The organism is Rothia kristinae (assembly GCF_016028855.1).
GTDB classification, from domain to species: Bacteria; Actinomycetota; Actinomycetes; order Actinomycetales; family Micrococcaceae; genus Rothia; species Rothia kristinae.
The window spans coordinates 1,476,467-1,491,972 of record NZ_CP065738.1 but is presented as its reverse complement, the minus strand read 5'-3'; the positions used below and the strand labels follow the sequence as shown (position 1 = coordinate 1,491,972).

Annotated in this window: 15 protein-coding genes and 1 tRNA gene; 6 read left to right on the top strand and 10 right to left on the bottom strand. The window is 70.9% G+C overall.

Annotation, left to right across the window (positions count from 1 at the left end; all coding sequences use genetic code 11):
- Nucleotides 1-23 precede the first annotated feature (23 nt).
- Both I6G21_RS06560 and I6G21_RS06555 read left to right on the top strand, forming a co-directional pair.
- Nucleotides 24-1,430 (top strand): class II fumarate hydratase, encoded by a 1,407-nt coding sequence (locus I6G21_RS06560; protein WP_055684313.1) that lies wholly within the window; start codon nt 24-26, stop codon nt 1,428-1,430.
- Nucleotides 1,431-1,698: 268 nt separating this feature from the next.
- The gene (locus I6G21_RS06555; protein ID WP_075514535.1) at nt 1,699-3,450 is read left to right on the top strand and encodes a pyruvate dehydrogenase; all 1,752 of its coding nucleotides are present in this window, start codon (nt 1,699-1,701) and stop codon (nt 3,448-3,450) included.
- Nucleotides 3,451-3,547: 97 nt separating this feature from the next.
- Here I6G21_RS06555 and I6G21_RS10810 read toward each other — a convergent pair whose 3' ends face one another.
- Complete coding sequence (locus I6G21_RS10810; protein WP_269148347.1) at nt 3,548-5,005, bottom strand: PT domain-containing protein; 1,458 nt, start codon at nt 5,003-5,005, stop codon at nt 3,548-3,550.
- Between the two features lie 401 nt (nt 5,006-5,406).
- Here I6G21_RS10810 and I6G21_RS06545 point away from each other — a divergent pair, with 401 nt between their 5' ends.
- Nucleotides 5,407-5,565 (top strand): hypothetical protein, encoded by a 159-nt coding sequence (locus I6G21_RS06545; protein WP_165869991.1) that lies wholly within the window; start codon nt 5,407-5,409, stop codon nt 5,563-5,565.
- Nucleotides 5,566-5,984: 419 nt separating this feature from the next.
- Here I6G21_RS06545 and I6G21_RS06540 read toward each other — a convergent pair whose 3' ends face one another.
- From I6G21_RS06540 to I6G21_RS06530, 3 genes are read right to left on the bottom strand one after another with little or no spacing between them, the layout of a single operon-like run.
- Nucleotides 5,985-6,548 carry an NUDIX hydrolase gene (locus I6G21_RS06540; RefSeq protein ID WP_081046137.1) on the bottom strand — a complete coding sequence of 188 codons (564 nt, stop codon included), beginning with the start codon at nt 6,546-6,548 and terminating at the stop codon, nt 5,985-5,987.
- Nucleotides 6,549-6,587: 39 nt separating this feature from the next.
- Nucleotides 6,588-7,109: a prepilin peptidase gene (locus I6G21_RS06535; RefSeq protein ID WP_055684310.1), complete on the bottom strand. Its 522-nt coding sequence runs from the start codon at nt 7,107-7,109 to the stop codon at nt 6,588-6,590.
- Between the two features lie 27 nt (nt 7,110-7,136).
- Nucleotides 7,137-7,898: an isoprenyl transferase gene (locus I6G21_RS06530; protein ID WP_058730212.1), complete on the bottom strand. Its 762-nt coding sequence runs from the start codon at nt 7,896-7,898 to the stop codon at nt 7,137-7,139.
- Between the two features lie 254 nt (nt 7,899-8,152).
- On the opposite strand from I6G21_RS06530, the gene trhA reads away from it, so the two are divergent.
- Nucleotides 8,153-8,944, top strand: a complete 792-nt coding sequence (gene trhA / locus I6G21_RS06525; protein ID WP_081046138.1) for a PAQR family membrane homeostasis protein TrhA — start codon at nt 8,153-8,155, stop codon at nt 8,942-8,944.
- Here the strand turns inward: trhA and I6G21_RS06520 are convergent.
- Nucleotides 8,932-9,321 (bottom strand): hypothetical protein, encoded by a 390-nt coding sequence (locus I6G21_RS06520; RefSeq protein ID WP_058743460.1) that lies wholly within the window; start codon nt 9,319-9,321, stop codon nt 8,932-8,934. The genes trhA and I6G21_RS06520 overlap by 13 nt on opposite strands.
- Entirely contained in the window at nt 9,318-10,262 is a 945-nt protein-coding gene (gene mca / locus I6G21_RS06515) for a mycothiol conjugate amidase Mca (protein ID WP_129357895.1), read from the bottom strand. The genes I6G21_RS06520 and mca overlap by 4 nt, the downstream gene beginning before the upstream one ends.
- 103 nt (nt 10,263-10,365) lie before the next feature.
- Here mca and I6G21_RS06510 point away from each other — a divergent pair, with 103 nt between their 5' ends.
- Nucleotides 10,366-10,770 (top strand): DUF4307 domain-containing protein, encoded by a 405-nt coding sequence (locus tag I6G21_RS06510; RefSeq protein WP_055684307.1) that lies wholly within the window; start codon nt 10,366-10,368, stop codon nt 10,768-10,770.
- Nucleotides 10,771-11,020: 250 nt separating this feature from the next.
- Nucleotides 11,021-11,521 (top strand): transcription elongation factor GreA, encoded by a 501-nt coding sequence (gene greA, locus I6G21_RS06505; protein WP_129357835.1) that lies wholly within the window; start codon nt 11,021-11,023, stop codon nt 11,519-11,521.
- Between the two features lie 105 nt (nt 11,522-11,626).
- Here greA and ilvA read toward each other — a convergent pair whose 3' ends face one another.
- From ilvA to I6G21_RS06485, 4 genes are all read right to left on the bottom strand, one after another.
- Nucleotides 11,627-12,877 carry a threonine ammonia-lyase gene (gene ilvA, locus I6G21_RS06500; RefSeq protein ID WP_129357834.1) on the bottom strand — a complete coding sequence of 417 codons (1,251 nt, stop codon included), beginning with the start codon at nt 12,875-12,877 and terminating at the stop codon, nt 11,627-11,629.
- On the bottom strand, nt 12,874-14,172 hold the full coding sequence (locus tag I6G21_RS06495) for an AI-2E family transporter (protein ID WP_129357833.1): 1,299 nt from the start codon (nt 14,170-14,172) through the stop codon (nt 12,874-12,876). The genes ilvA and I6G21_RS06495 overlap by 4 nt, the downstream gene beginning before the upstream one ends.
- 127 nt (nt 14,173-14,299) lie before the next feature.
- Nucleotides 14,300-15,187: a Bax inhibitor-1/YccA family protein gene (locus I6G21_RS06490; protein WP_129357832.1), complete on the bottom strand. Its 888-nt coding sequence runs from the start codon at nt 15,185-15,187 to the stop codon at nt 14,300-14,302.
- A 202-nt stretch (nt 15,188-15,389) separates the two neighbouring features.
- Nucleotides 15,390-15,463: transfer RNA gene (locus I6G21_RS06485), tRNA-Leu, on the bottom strand.
- Nucleotides 15,464-15,506: the final 43 nt, after the last annotated feature.

Sequence of the window (15,506 nt, the reverse complement as noted above, 5' to 3'; positions counted from 1 at the left end):
GGTCGCGGCATAGGATGGTGCGTATGAGCGACACCACCGAATACCGCATCGAGCACGACACGATGGGCGAGGTCCAGGTCCCCAAGGACGCCCTGTACCGGGCCCAGACCCAGCGCGCCGTGCAGAACTTCCCGATCTCCGGCTCCACGCTGGAATCCGCCCACATCGCGGCCCTGGCCCTGGTCAAGAAGGCCGCCGCCCAGGCCAACGAGGAGCTGGGAGTCCTGGACGCGGACCGGGCCCGGGCCATCCGCGACGCCGCTGACGCCGTCGCCGCCCACACCTACGACGAGCACTTCCCGATCGACGTGTTCCAGACCGGCTCCGGGACCTCCTCGAACATGAACGCCAACGAGGTGCTGGCGACCCTGGCCACCCGGGCCCTGGAGGATCAGGGCATCGAGGTGCACCCCAACGACCACGTCAACGCCTCCCAGTCCTCCAACGACGTCTTCCCCACCTCCGTGCACGTGGCCGTGACCGGCGCGCTGATCAAGGACCTCATCCCGGCCCTGGACACCCTGGCCTCCTCCTTGGAGGCGAAGGCCGAGCAGTTCGCGGACGTGGTGAAGTCCGGGCGCACCCACCTGATGGACGCCACCCCCGTGACCCTGGGGCAGGAGTTCTCCGGCTACGCCGCCCAGGTCCGCTACGGCATCGAGCGCATCGAAGCCTCGCTGCCGCGGGTGGCCGAGGTCCCCCTGGGCGGGACGGCCGTGGGCACCGGGATCAACACCCCGGACGGCTTCTCCGCCCGCGTCATCGAGCTGCTGGCGGAGGAGACCGGTCTGCCCCTGACCGAGGCCCGCAACCACTTCGAGGCCCAGGCCAACCGGGACGGGCTGATCGAGGCCTCCGGGCAGCTGCGGAACATCGCATACTCGCTGATGAAGATCTGCAACGACATCCGCTGGATGGGCTCCGGGCCGAACACGGGCCTGGGCGAGCTGCACATCCCGGACCTGCAGCCGGGCTCCTCGATCATGCCGGGCAAGGTCAACCCGGTGATCTGCGAGGCCGTGATCCAGGTGGCCGCCCAAGTCATCGGCAATGACACCACGATCGCCCTGTCCTCCACCAACGGCGCCTTCGAGCTCAACGTCGGCATCCCCGTGATGGCCAAGAACCTGCTGGAGTCCATCCGGCTGCTGGCCAACTCCTCCCGGGTCATGGCGGAGAAGATGGTGGACGGGCTGGAGGCCAACGAGGAGCGGGCCCGCTTCCTGGCCGAGGCCTCCCCGTCCACCGTGACCCCGATGAACAAACTCATCGGCTACGAGGCGGCCGCGAAGATCGCCAAGCACGCCGTGGCCCACAAGACCACCGTGCGCGAGGCCGTGGAGCAGCTGGGCTACGTCGAGCGCGGCGAGGTCACCGAGCAGCAGCTGGACGAGGCCCTGGACGTGACCCGGATGCTGGGCCGGCGCTAGCCGTCCCGCCCGCCGCGTCCCACCCACGCCCCGGCGTCGCGTGCGCGTTCCCCGCACCGATCGACGCCGGGGCGTGCGCCCACCCGAGGAGGCGGCCGCGACATCGCTCACAAGGGGGTATGGCCTCTTCCACCGGGAGGGGCGTTCTGGAATATTGGTTCGATGCAGCGGTGTTCTCATAGACGGCATCACCGGGCTGCGTGGGTGCCCCTGTGCCTGCAGGAGGCCACCCATCCCCGCGAGAAGCGAGAAGAGAGATCGAGGCATCGTGAAGCTTGCAGAACAGATCGTGAACCAGCTGGTCGAGGCCGGCGTTCACCGCATCTACGGGATCGTCGGAGACTCCCTGAACCCCATCGTCGACGCCGTGCGCGCCACCGGCGGCTCCAAGAAGGGCGGGATCGACTGGGTGCATGTGCGCCACGAGGAGGCCGCCGCCTTCGCCGCAAGCGCGGACGCCCAGCTGACCGGGGAGCTCGCCGTGTGCGCCGGTTCCTGTGGCCCGGGCAATATGCACCTGATCAACGGCCTGTACGACGCCAACCGCTCCCAGGCCCCGGTGCTTGCGATCGCCTCGCACATCCCGAGCAAGCAGATCGGGCAGGGGTACTTCCAGGAGACCCGCCCGCAGCAGATCTTTGAGGAGTGCTCCGTCTACAACGAGATGGTGCTCTCCCCCGAGCAGTCCCCGCGCGTGGTCGCCTCGGCGATCCGCCACGCCGTCGGCGACTCCGGGGTGGCCGTGGTGACCATCCCGGGCGACATCGCCGATGAGGACACCGCCACCGAGGCCCCGGTGCTGGGGACCCTGCGCCGGGCCCCGAAGGTCCCGCACCAGGAGACCATCCAGGAGCTGGCCTCCCACATCAACCGCGCCAAGAAGGTCGCGCTGTTCGTCGGCGCCGGCATCGAGGGCGCCCACGACGAGGTCGTCTCCCTCGCGGAGAAGGCCGCCGCCCCGGTCGGGCACTCCCTGCGCGGCAAGGACTTCATCCAGTACGACAACCCCTTCGACGTCGGCATGACCGGCCTGCTGGGCTACGGTGCGGCCGCCGAGGGCATCCACGACGCCGACCTGATGATCATGATCGGCACGGACTTCCCGTACGACCAGTTCCTGCCGGAGACCACGACCATCCAGATCGACACCGATCCCTCGGTCATGGGTCGGCGCACGGACGTGGACCTGCAGATCGAGGGCTCCGCCCTGGAGACCCTGCGGGCCCTGCTGCCGCTGGTGGAGTACAAGAAGGACCGCAAGTGGCTGGATCGCGTGCTGAAGAAGCACGACCAGATCATGAACAAGGCCGTCGGCGCGTACACCCGCAACGTGGAGAAGCACCAGCCGATCCACCCCGAGTACGCCGCTTCCGTGCTGGATGAGGTCGCCGCCGAGGACGCCGTGTTCACCGCGGACACCGGCATGTGCAACGTGTGGTCGGCCCGCTACATCCGCCCCAACGGCAAGCGCCGGCTGATCGGGTCCTACCTGCACGGGTCCATGGCCAACGCGATGCCGCAGTCCATCGGGGCGCAGTTTGCCTACCCGGGCCGCCAGGTCATCTCGCTGTCCGGCGACGGCGGGCTGTCCATGCTGCTGGGCGATCTCATCACCATCGCCACCTACCGCCTGCCCACCAACGTCGTGGTGTTCAACAACTCCACGCTGGGCATGGTCAAGCTGGAGATGCTGGTGGACGGCCTGGCCGACTTCGGCGTGGACGTGCCGGACACCAACTACGCGGACATCGCCAAGGCGATGGGCTTCCACGCCATCCGCGTGACGGACCCGAAGAAGCTGAAGAAGGCCTACCAGGAGGCGCTGTCCTTCGACGGCCCGGCCCTGGTGGAGGTCATCACCGATCCGATGTCCCTGTCCGTGCCGCCGAAGATCTCCTCGGACCAGATCTTCGGCTTCGCGACCGCGATGTCCAAGATCGTGCTCAACCGCGGCGCGGGCGAGGCCGTGTCCATGGCCCGCTCCAACCTGCGCAACGTGCAGGCCGTGCGCCAGTGGTAGCACCGGCGCCGTCGGGTCGCTGAGGCCCGCCCGCTGAGGCTGAAAAGGGCCCCATCCCGCGATCGCGCGGGGTGGGGCCCTTTCCGTGTCTTCGGGCTCAGGCCCGGCGACGGTGCCGCAGCGTCAGCGCACCGGCGCCCAGGGCGAGCAGGAGCGCACCGACCGCCAGGTACCCGCCGGTGCGGGCCCCGGTGGCCGCCAGGCCGCCGCCGGAGCCGTCGTTGCCGGAGCCGGCATCGCTGGGTCCACCGGTGCCGCCGTTCTCGGGGCTGTTGCCGCCGCCGGTCCCGACGGCTCCGGCCCGATCGGAGCGGTCGGCCGAGTCATCGGGGCCGGGCTGCCCGGTTCCCGCGCCGCCCACTTCCTGAGCACCCTCCGGATCCTCGGCGTCGGCGTCCTCGTCACCGCCGGGCGCCGGCACGGTCGGGTCGGCGGGGTCCGACGTCGGCTCCGCGGTGGGCTCGGCCATCGGCTCGGCGGTGGGCTCGACGGTCGGTTCGCTGGTGGGCTCCGCGGTCGGCTCCGCGGTGGGGTCAGCGGTCGGCTCGGCCGTCGGCTCGCTGGTCGGCTCCGGCGTCGGCTCGGCGGCCTTCTGCTCGGCGTCGAAGCTCACCGACAGCGGCAGTGGGGTCTTCTTGGCGTCCCCACCGGACCCGGAGGCATACCACCGGGGCCGCATATCCGGGTGCAGCGCGTCGATGAACTCCCCCGGGAAGGACCCGGAGAACACCCGGTCGCCCTCGCGGTACTCGCGGCCCGCGAAGTCCGGGGTCCCGGTGACCGTCACCCGCTGGCCCTCCCGGCTGAGCTCCACGTGATCGAAGGTGGCCATGGTGACCCGGTGGTACCCGCCGCTGTTCTCGTCGTTGAGCATCCAGCTCAGCTCCACGCTCAGTCGCGCCGAGCCGTCCGCCTCCACATCCAGGCGGGGATTCCCGAAGCTGGTGATCACCCCCGGGGCCATGATCGCGTAGTGCCGGATGCGTACCCCGCCGTCCCAGGCCGCCGAGGCCCGTCCGCTGCGCCCGTCGTACCAGCCGCGGCCCTCACCGAAGACGTACTGCTGCCCCTCGCGGGTGACCGGGCCCAGCGGTTCGGGGGTCCAGGACCGCATGTAGTCGTTCACCGCCCAGGACAGGCTCGGGTGGGAGACCTCCACCGCATCGGCGGGACGCTGCAGGGGGTCCGCCGTCGCCGGACCATCCCAGGGCTCGCCGCCCGGCCCCGGCTCCTGCGGGTCCGGCGCCTCGTCCTGCCCCGGGGCCACGCTCAGCGGCGTGACCTCGGGGATGTCCCCGGACCGGTCCAGGATGGACACCCGGCCGGTGCGCTCGTGGGAGACGTAGACCTCGGTGCCGTCCGCCCCGGTCTCCACGTCCGTCACGTCCGAGGTGAAGAAGCCCGCGGGACCGGTGATCCCCGCCGCGTGCAGATCGAGGGAGGAGGCCACGGTCCAGGTCTGCGGGGAGATCACCGAGACGGTGTTGGCCCGGCCGTGACCGGCCACGACCTCGTGGGTGCGGGGGTTCACCGTCAGGGAGGTGGACTCCCCCACCACGGAGATGGGAGCCCCCCAGGTGCTTGCCGGTGGAGGTCTGCACCACCGCGACCTTGCTGCCGCTGGTGCCGATGTACAGGTTGCCCAGCTGGGGATCGATCGCCAGCGATCGCGGATTCGCTCCCAGGACGGTGTCCTCGAACCGGTACTCGGCCACCGGGACCCGCACGGTGCGCACCCACTGGTGGGTCACGGTGGAGTACGCGGTGACCACACCCTCATTGGCGTTGGCCAGCCACACCAGCCGGTGCTGGGCGTCGTAGACCGCATCCCGGACGAAGGGCCGTTCGTGCCGGCTCACCTCGGTGCGCTCCATGACCTCCCCGGCGCCGGGGATGACCCGCTGCAGGCCGAAGTTGTCGAACACGTACAGGTCGCCGCTGTCCGAGTCCAGCACGATGCCGTTCGAGGAGGTGACCACGCCCTCGATCTCCCGCTCGACGGCCCCGCTGCGGGCATCGAGCACCGTGATGGAGCCGTGGGAGGCGTTGAGCACGTACAGCCGAGACCCGTCGGCGCTGGAGACGACGTCGCTGGGCCGCGGCTGGGTGACCTGATGCCGCTGCTGGGTCTGCGGGTTCGCCAGGTCGATCCGGGCGATGTGCCCGACGGGCGCGTCGGCGTCCTGCCCGGGCAGGATGGAGTCCTGCTGCACGGGCACGGACAGCTGCTGGCGCGCGGCGTCCACGTCCAGGTCCCGGGGGCGTCCGCCGGTGGTGATGGTGGTCTCCGGTGAGAGGCTGACCCCCTCGCTCGCCTGGGCGGGGGCCACCAGGACGGTTCCGGTCAGGGTCAGGGTCGACAGGGTCGCGATCGCGGACAGCGCGGGTCCTCGGCGCATCGATCCTCCTTGAAGATGCTTTCGTCCGCAGCACCCGGTGCGGCGCAATGACAGAGTGAGGCCGACCTGCGGGTCGGCTCAGGTGCCCGTAAAGATTACCTGATATTCATCTGAGTACGCCCTTAGTCTTTAGCGCTACGAAGGGTCCGACGCCGCCTCGGATCCGCGACCGCTCGGGGATCCCGAGTCCCCGGCTCCCCCGTTCTGCGCTTCCCTGCTCTGTGCGCCGCCGACCGCGAAGTCGGTGCGCCCGGAGAACCCCAGCGCCGCGGCGATGCGCCGATGCATCCGCTCGGACATGGAGGGAAGATCATCCAGCGGGAACCAGCGGACCGCGGTGGACTCCTCGTCGTTGACCCGGGCCCGCCCGCCGACCCAGCGGCATCGGAAGGTCAGATCCAGGAACTGCGCCCGATCCCCGTTGGGAAAGACCAGCGGCGGATTGCTCAGCACCGAGGCCAGCCCCTCCACCGCGATCCGCACTCCGGTCTCCTCCTCGGCCTCCCGCACGGCGGTGTCCGCCGGCTGCTCCCCCGGATCCACGATCCCGGTGATCGGGGTCCACGCCCCGTTGTCCGCGCGCCGGCACAGCAGGATCCGCTCCCGGTCATCCAGGATCACCGCGGTGACCCCGGTCATCCACAGCAGGTCGTGGCCGATCTTCTCGCGGATGCTCAGCACGAACTCAGGGGTGGGCATGGGTTTCTCCTTCTCGATGCGTCGGTGGGATCACGGGAGTCACAGCAGGCGGGCGGGCAGGGCCAGCCAGGCCGCAGCCGTGCCGAGCAGCATCCAGGGGCCGAAGGCCACGTGGGAGTCCGCATCCGCCCGGCGCAGCAGGATCAGCCCCGCGGCCCAGAGCCCGGCCAGCAGGAAGCTCAGCAGCAGTCCGACCAGGGCGTGCGGCACGGAGACCAGCCCGAGGCTCCAGCCCAGCAGCGGGGCCAGGCGGACATCACCCAAACCCATCGCCGCCGGGGAGGCCAGGCGCACCGCGCCGTAGAAGATCCCGGTGCCCGCCGCGCCCAGCAGCCCGCCGAGCAGGCTTCCCGGTCCCTCGCCGAGCGCGAAGGCGGCACCCAGCAGGATGCCCAGCACCGGGTAGGCCGGCAGCACCCAGGCCCGCGGCAGCCGGTGCTCGCGGGCGTCGATCACGGTGAGCACCGCGGCCAGCACCAGGAAGGCCAGCGCCCCGGCCGCCCCCAGCGCGACGGCGCCGTATCGGCCGGCCGCCGCCCAGTCCCCGAGCATCCGCACCATGGTCTGCTCCCCTTCCCGCCCGGTGTCTCAGGAGCCGAAGCGCCGCTGCCGCCCGGCGTAGTCGCGCAGGGCCCGCAGGAAGTCCACCTTCCGGAAATCCGGCCACAGCGCCTCGCAGAAGTAGAACTCGGAGTACGCGGACTGCCACATCATGAACCCGGACAGCCGCTGCTCCCCCGAGGTGCGGATCACCAGATCCGGGTCCGGCTGGCCCCGGGTGTAGAGGTAGTTCTCGATGTCCTCGGCCCCCAGGGTCTCGGCGAGCTCGGCGATCTCGCGTCCCTCCCGGGCGGCGTCGCGCAGCAGCTCCCGGACCGCGTCCACGATCTCCTGCCGTCCGCCGTAGCCCACGGCGATGTTCACGTGCAGCCCCTCCACCTCGGCGGTGCTCACCGTGGCCCGCTCCAGGGTCGCGGCCAGACCCTCCGGCAGCAGCTCGAGGGCGCCGACCGGCTGCAGCCGGGCCACCCGGGAATCGGCCAGGCCCGTGAGCAGCTCCTCGATGATCCCCAGCAGGTCCGTCAGCTCCTCGGCCGGCCGGCTGAGGTTCTCGGTGGAGAGCATGTACAGGGTCACGACGTCGATCCCCAGCTCCCGGCACCAGCCCAGGAACTCCTGGATCCGCTCCGCCCCGGCCTGGTGTCCGTGCCGGGTGGTCTGGCCCATCAGGGCGGCCCAGCGACGGTTGCCGTCCACCATGACCCCCACGTGCTTCGGCAGGCGCTCCGCCGGAATCCCGGCGACCAGGTTCCGCTCGTACACGCTGTACAGCGGCTTGCGCAGCTTCATCTCGGTCCTTCTCCTGCGCGCCCCTCGGCTCTCCTGCGCACCCGTCCTCGGGTGCGGTGCCGACCGGGCGCTGGGCTGGCGGGTCGGCGCACCGGGCGGCGGTTGCGCCCACCCCGAGCGTCGGCCGCGTCGGGCGGTCGGTCAGTCCCCACCGTACCGCGAGCCGCGCCGAGTCGGGGCCACCGGGGCCGGCATCCGGACGCGAGGACTAGGATGACCACAGCATCCCGCACCGGCAGGAAGGGGCCGCCGTCATGGCGCCGTCGCGCACGCAGCATGGGAACCAGTCCGGCCATCCGCACCGGGAGGCGGACGCCGCCAGTCTGCTGGATCGGGCCGAGGCGGCGACCCGGCGCGCCACGGACCGGGCGGAGGAGGCCGCCGTCACCGCGGCCGAGCGCTTCGCCGAGGTCCTGGAGCGCAAGCCCGCCTGGCGCGGGTGGATCCACGCGTCCTTCGCTCCCGTGGCCTTCGCGGCCGGGATCGTGCTGATCGTGCTGGCCGGCGGCGGGGCGCTGTCCCTGGCCTGCGCCGTGTTCGCGCTGACCAGCGTGATCCTGTTCGGGGTCTCCGGGATGTACCACCGGGCGTACTGGCCGGATCGGACCCGGATGGTCTTCAAGCGCCTGGACCACTCGAACATCTCCCTGATCATCGCCGGCACGTACACGCCGCTGGCCCTGACCATGCTGGACCCGCCGAAGACGCAGATCCTGCTGTGGAGCATCTGGGGCTGTGCCCTGCTGCTGGTGCTGTTCCGGGTGCTGTGGACCGGCGCCCCGCGGCTGCTCTACACACCGCTGTACGTGGTCATGGGCCTGGCCGCGGTGTTCTTCCTGGGGGACTTCTGGGCGGTGAGCCCGACGGCGACGATCCTGATCTGCTGCGGCGGGGCCTGCTACATCGTCGGAGCGGTGTTCTACGCGCTGAAGCGCCCGCACCTGGCGCCTGCGGTGTTCGGCTTCCACGAGCTGTTCCACGTGTGCACGATCCTCGGGTTCATCTGCCACTGGATCGCCATCGTGTTCTCGATCTACGCCGGCTGATCCCCGTCCGCACCCGTGCCCGGGTCCTTCTGCTCGGTCGGTCTCTCGGCGGTCTCCTCGCGCTCGCCGGTCCCGGCGGCGGCTGCGGCCCCGCCGTCGCCCGCCCGCTCCTCGGGCTGTTCGGCGCGGCGTCGGTCCTGCTCGGCGCGGGCCATCGCGTAGTCGAAGCGGTTCTTCATCCGGCGCTGGCGCCGCGTGTGGTCCAGGGCCACGAGGATCACCAGGATCACCATCACCAGGGTCGCCAGGAAGCCCACCGTGCCCGGGGAGACGTCGGCGGTGTCCAGCCCGGGCTTCAGAGAGGGACTCTGCTCGGCGGCCGCGAGCGCAGCCGTCCGGACGGGGCCCACGAGGGCGAGGACCGGTGCGCCCATCATCGACGCTTCCCCGCCGGTGCGGCGTCGAGGCCGATCCCGGCGGCCAGATCGTGCTCAGGCAGGCTCTCCGGGACGCGGCTGGCGGCCAGCACGTAGTCCTCCCACGGCCACACCTCGCGCTGGATATCCTGGGCGACGGCGAAGAAGAAGCCCTCCGGGTCCACCTGGGACTCGTGGGCGCGCAGCGCGTCGTCGCGCACCGCGAGCGTGTCGGCCACCGGGATCTGCGTGGTGGTCTCGTGGCGGGAGACCGGCGGGGCGCCCTCCGGCTCGGATTCGGCCCACTGCGCCAGCCGCTCGGCGTATGGAGAGGGCAGTCCGCGCTCCACCAGCGCCTCGTGCAGGGCCTGGAAGCGCTCGACGTTGAAGGCCCGGTCGTAGTACAGCTTCAGCGGCGTCCAGGGCTCACCGGTCCCCGGATAGCGCTCGGGGTCCCCGGCCGCGTCCCAGGCCTCCACGGCCACCCGGTGGCTCATGATGTGGTCCGGGTGCGGGTAGCCGCCGTTCTCGTCGTAGGCGAGGATCACGTGTGGGCGGAAGGAGCGCACCAGACGCACCAAGGGCGCTGCGGCCCGGGCCAGCGGCAGGGTCGCGAAGGAGTTCTGCGGCAGCGGCGGCAGCGGATCCCCCTCCGGCAGACCGGAATCCGTGAACCCCAGCCAGCGGTGCTCGACCCCCAGGATCTCCCGGGCCCGGGCCATCTCCTGCCGACGCAGCCCGGGCAGGTCCCAGTGGGACCGGGGATTGCGCTCCACGCCCGGGTTGAGGATGGACCCGCGCTCCCCGCCGGTGCAGGTGGCGACCATGACCCGGGCGCCGCGCGCGGCGTAGGCGGCCATCGTGGCCGCGCCCTTGCTGGACTCGTCGTCGGGATGCGCGTGGACGGCGAGGATCCGCAGCCCCGAATAATCCGAGGCGAGGGCGGCGTCGAGCGGGACCACGGGGCCTGCGGTCTGGGTCTTGAGCGGCTCTGGCACGGCCTGGCACACATCCTTTTCGCTAGAGTGGGGATCAGTCCATGAGCACCCGCCGGAAGCGAGCGAATTGACCTCCTCCACTCTAGACCAGCGCTACGGGAAGAAGCCCGCCCGCACCCGGCCCTCGCGGCGTGCGCTGGCCCTGCTGGCGGTGCTCGTGCTGGTGCTGGCCTCCGGTTTCGTCGCCTGGATCGCCGCCCACCGGGGCACCGCCCCGACCTACCAGGAGAAGAGCGTGCAGGTCAGCTCCCCGCTGCGCACCTCCCTGGACTTCGACCTCACCAAGCGCCCGGACGACGACGTGCGCTGCGCGGTGCAGGCCGTGAACGATCAGCGGGCCGTGGTCGGCTGGAAGGAGATCCAGGTGGGCCGCGACGCCGGGGCCACCTCGCGCCAGCACGTGGACCTGCTGACCACCGGGCGGGCCGAGACCGCCACCGTGGAATCCTGCTGGGTCGTCGACGGCGCGTGAGCGCGACGGCGTCGGCGTCGGCATCGGTGTTCCGCAGAGCTTAATCGGCCGGCGGCGCGCCGCGCGCGGCTACACTGGGAGCCTGACGTCACCCGCAGCCCGACCCCGTGCGGTCCCCTGCGGGCCTGATCTGCATGACCAGACGCACGCCGTCTCGCGGCGTCGGCCCGGGGCCAGACCCCGGCACCGGCCCGCAAGCGCGCCCGGACCGTCCGGGGCCCGCGGCGGGCGTCCCAACCGAGGAGACACGATGTCCGAAGAGACCACCGAATCCGCAGCCTGGCTGACCCAGGAGGCCTACGACCGCCTCCAGGCGGAGCTGGAGGAGCGCGAGGGCCCCAAGCGCCAGGAGATCGTGAACCGCATCGAAGCCGCCCGCGAGGAGGGCGATCTGCGCGAGAACGGCGGCTACCACGCCGCCAAGGAGGAGCAGGGCAAGAACGAGGGCCGCATCCAGCAGCTGAAGTACCTCCTGGAGAACTCCGAGGTGGGCCAGAAGCCCGCCGACGACGGCGTCGTGGAGCCCGGGATGCGCGTGGAAGCGGAGATCGCGGGGAAGAAGATCACGTTCCTGCTGGGCTCCCGCGAGGTCGCCGACACCCTGGTCGGCGATGACGACCTGCAGGTCTACAGCGAGAAGTCCCCGATGGGTCAGGCCATCATGGGGCACAAGGTGGGCGACGAGCTGACCTACCAGGCCCCCAACGGCAAGGACATCCCGCTGAAGGTCCTGGCCGCCAAGCCCTACTGACCCCTTTCCCCCTACTCCACCGCAGAGCGGGAGATGCTTCCCATTCCTGGACGTGACACGTCCCGAGATGGGAAGCATCTCCCGTTGTGCGGCAGGGGGGGTGGGTCAGTTGATGACTTCGGGGCGGAAGCCCTCGGCCTGGAGGGCCTCCAGGACCTCGTGGGAGTGGTCCTTGCCCTTGGTCTCCATGTCGATGGTGATCGACACGTCCCCCATGGACAGCGCCCCGCCGACCCGGGTGTGGTCCACACCGGTCACGTTCGCATCGCATTCGGCGATGATCCGGGAGATGTCGCGCAGCTCCCCCGGGTGGTCGGTGAGCATGATGCGCACGGTCAGGAAGCGCCCGGCGGCGGACAGGCCCCGCTGGATGACCTTGAGCATCAGCATCGGGTCGATGTTGCCCCCGGAGAGCAGGCACACCGTGGTGCCGAGGTTCCCGTAGGCCTCGTTGAGGGTCCCGTTCATCAGGGCCGCGACCCCCACCGCCCCGGCCGGCTCCACCACGAGCTTGTTCCGCTCCATGAGGAAGATCAGCGCGCGGGCGAGGTCGTCCTCCGAGACCGTGACGACGTCGTCCACCAGCTCCTTGATGATCGAGAACGGCAGCTGCCCGGGCCGCCCGACCGCGATGCCGTCCGCGATGGTCGAGACCTTCTTCAGCGGCACCAGCGCATCCGCGGCCAGGGACGGCGGGTACGCGGCTGCGTGCTCGGCCTGCACCCCGATCACCCGGATCGGGCGGCCCTGCCGGGCCGCGAGGGTCTTGGCGGCGATCGCGACCCCGGCCAGCAGCCCGCCGCCGCCGACGCCGGTGATGATCGTGTCCGCGTCCGGGACCTGCTCAAGCATCTCCAGGCCCAGGGTGCCCTGACCGGCGATGATGTCGGCGTTGTCGAAGGGGTGGATGAAGGTCTTGCCCGTCTCGTCCGCGTGCCGCTTGGCCTCCGCCAGCGCCTCGTCGACGGTGGTGCCGTGCAGCACCACCTGGGCCCCGTGGCCCTGGGTCGCGGCGATCTTGGGCAGGGCCGCACCCTGCGGCATGTAGATCCTGGCCTCCAGTCCCAGCTTGGACGCGGCCAGCGCGACCCCCTGGGCGTGGTTGCCCGCCGAGGCGGCGACGACGCCGGCCGCCTTCTGCTCCGGGGTGAGCCGGACCATGCGGTTGTAGGCGCCGCGGACCTTGAAGGATCCGGAACGCTGCAGGTTCTCGGCCTTCAGGTGCACCGGGGAGCCGATGCGCCGTTCCAGGGCCCGCGAGTGGGCGATCGGCGTGGTCTCGATGATGCCGTCCAGGCGGTGGGCGGCCTCCTGGATCTGCTCGAAGGTGACGGGCAGCTGCTCCAGCGTGCTCATGCGGTCTGCTCCTCCGGTTGCGCTTCCTCGCGCAGCTTCTCCTTGGCCTTCTGCTTCAGGGACTTCTTCCTGGCCTTGGCGATCTCCCAGTCGAAGCGGAAGGGCTCGGTGCGGATGGCGTCATCCTGCTCCCATTGCCTGCCGGCCAGATACCGGATCACGGTGTTGAGCACGGCGAGGGCGGGCACAGCGAACACCGCGCCCACGATGCCCAGCAGCGTGGTGCCCACGGCCACGGCCAGGACCACGGCCAGCGGGTGCAGGGAGACGGCCTTGCCCATGACCAGGGGCTGCAGCAGATGCGATTCGATCTGCTGGACCAGCAGAACCGCCGCGAGCATCAGCACAGCGTTGATGGGCCCGTTGGCCACCAGAGCCAGGAGCACGGCGACCGCACCGGACAGCAGGGCGCCGATGATCGGGACGAACGAGCTGAGGAAGACCAGCACCGCCAGCGGGAAGGCCAGCGGAACCCCGAGGAAGAACGCGGCCAGTCCGATGCCGACGGCGTCGACGAAAGCCACGAAGACCTGGATGCGCGTGTAGGAGACCAGGGAGTGCCAGCCGCGGCGACCGGCACCGTTGACGGCCCGGCGCGCGCTCTTCGGGGCGAGGCCGACGAGGAACAGCCAGATCCGCTCCCCCTCGAGGAGGAAGAAGATCAGCGTGAACAGGCAGATCACGAGGCCCTCGCCCACGTTGCCGGCGGTGGAGCCGAAGCTGGCGGCTCCGGCGAGGATCTGCGATGAGTTGTCCTTGATGGTCGCGGTCACGGAGCTGATCGCCTGGTCCACCTGGTCCACCGTGACGTGCAGGGGCCCGTCGGCCAGCCAGTCCATGAGCTGGTGGTAGCCGGCCACCACCTGATCGGACAGGTCGGTGAACCCGGAGACCAGCTGCTGGCCCACGAGGGTCAGCAGCCCCAGGACGACGACGATCAGGCCGATCTCGGTGATGGCGGTGGCCCACCCGGAGCCGATGCGGTGCTTGCGCAGCCACCGCACTGCGGGGGTGAGCAGTCCGGCCAGCAGGGCGGCGACCGCCACCCCCACGAGGATCGTGGAGACGGGGCGGGACAGCCACACGATGACCCCGGCCATGATCAGCACGAACAGCAGCCGCCAGGACCAGGCGGCGGCGGTGTTCAGGGCGAAGGGGATGTGCGGATCCTGCCGACGGGAGTCCCCGCCCTGCCCGGAGGAGCGACGGGTCCACGGCTCGGTGGGACGGTCCCCGGGCGGCGGGGTGGTGATGGGAAGCTGCAGCTCAGCCGCGCCGTCCTCGGTGGTGCTCATCGGCGGGTTCTCCAAGGGTTCAGGGATGGGTGGAAGGGATCCGCACGGCACCGGGCCCCGGTGCGGAAGCCGCCGTCTCGGCGGTGCTTGCGCGCCCGGGGCCCGATGGCCGGGGGTGGGGAGCAGCTCAGTCGTCGCTGCGCATGAAGTAGCTGAACAGGCGCAGGATCTCGATGTAGAGCCAGACGAGGGTCACGATCAGGCCGAAGGCCAGGCGCCAGGATTCCTTCTCCGGGACGCCCGCGCGCAGGGCCTCGTCGATGTTCTGGAAGTCCGCGATCAGGCTGATCGCGGCCATCGCCACGACGATCAGGCCCAGCGGGATGCCCAGGGGGATGCCGAAGATCTCGGCGTCGCGCATCGAGGAGCCTGTGATCATCCCGAAGACGAAGTTGCCCACCAGGAACACCAGGTAGGCGATCATCCCGATGCCCAGGATCGCGACCATCCGCTGGGACAGGCGCACCCCGGCCTTGGCGTAGAGCATCAGCATCCCGATGAACACGACCACGGTGGCCAGCACCGCGTTGATGACGATCCCGCCGTACTGGGCTTCGAAGACCCCGGAGATCGCCCCGAGCAGCAGTCCCTCGGCCACGGCGTAGACCATGGTCAGCACCGGGGAGACGTTCCTCTTGAAGACCACCACGAGGCCGACGACCAGACCCACGATGCCGCCGAGGAAGCCCAGACCGGGGACGAACCAGCCCACGGCGGCACCGACGATGACCAGGCCCAGCAGGGACAGGGTCTTCGCGACGACGTCGTTGAGAGTGGCCCGCCGGGTGTCGGCCGGGGTCGCCGAGGGGGCCTGGTACATCCGGTTCAGCTGCTCGGCGTCGGCGGTCTGCGGACCGGGCTGTGCGACGGCGGGGTTCGGCACCGCATACGGGGAGGGCGCCTGGGAGGTCGTCGCCCGCCCGGCGCCGTCGTAGTAGTCCAGCGGCTGGTTCGCGTAGGGGTTCTTCTGCGCCTCGGTGCTGAGACGGCTGATCAGGGGGTTGCCTCTGGCCATGGGTGTTCTCATCTCCTGAGAGTGTTCGCTCACGGTCGTCGACGGCATCGCTGGCGACGGCCGCCGCGCGGACCACAGGCTGCGCAGACGACCACGACACGTCGCGGCCCAGTCTACAAGGCGGCGGCGCCTGCGGGCAGGCCCGTGCGGGCGCGTATCGCCCACAGCGTGAGCGTGAGGCGCCCCAAGGTGACGGGCGCGGTGCCCCAGGTGGGACTCGAACCCACACTGTGCAGATTTTAAGTCAGCTGCCTCTGCCGATTGGGCTACTGGGGCGCAGGGGGCGGCCCGCCGACGCCGGGGCGCCGGGAGCCGCCCG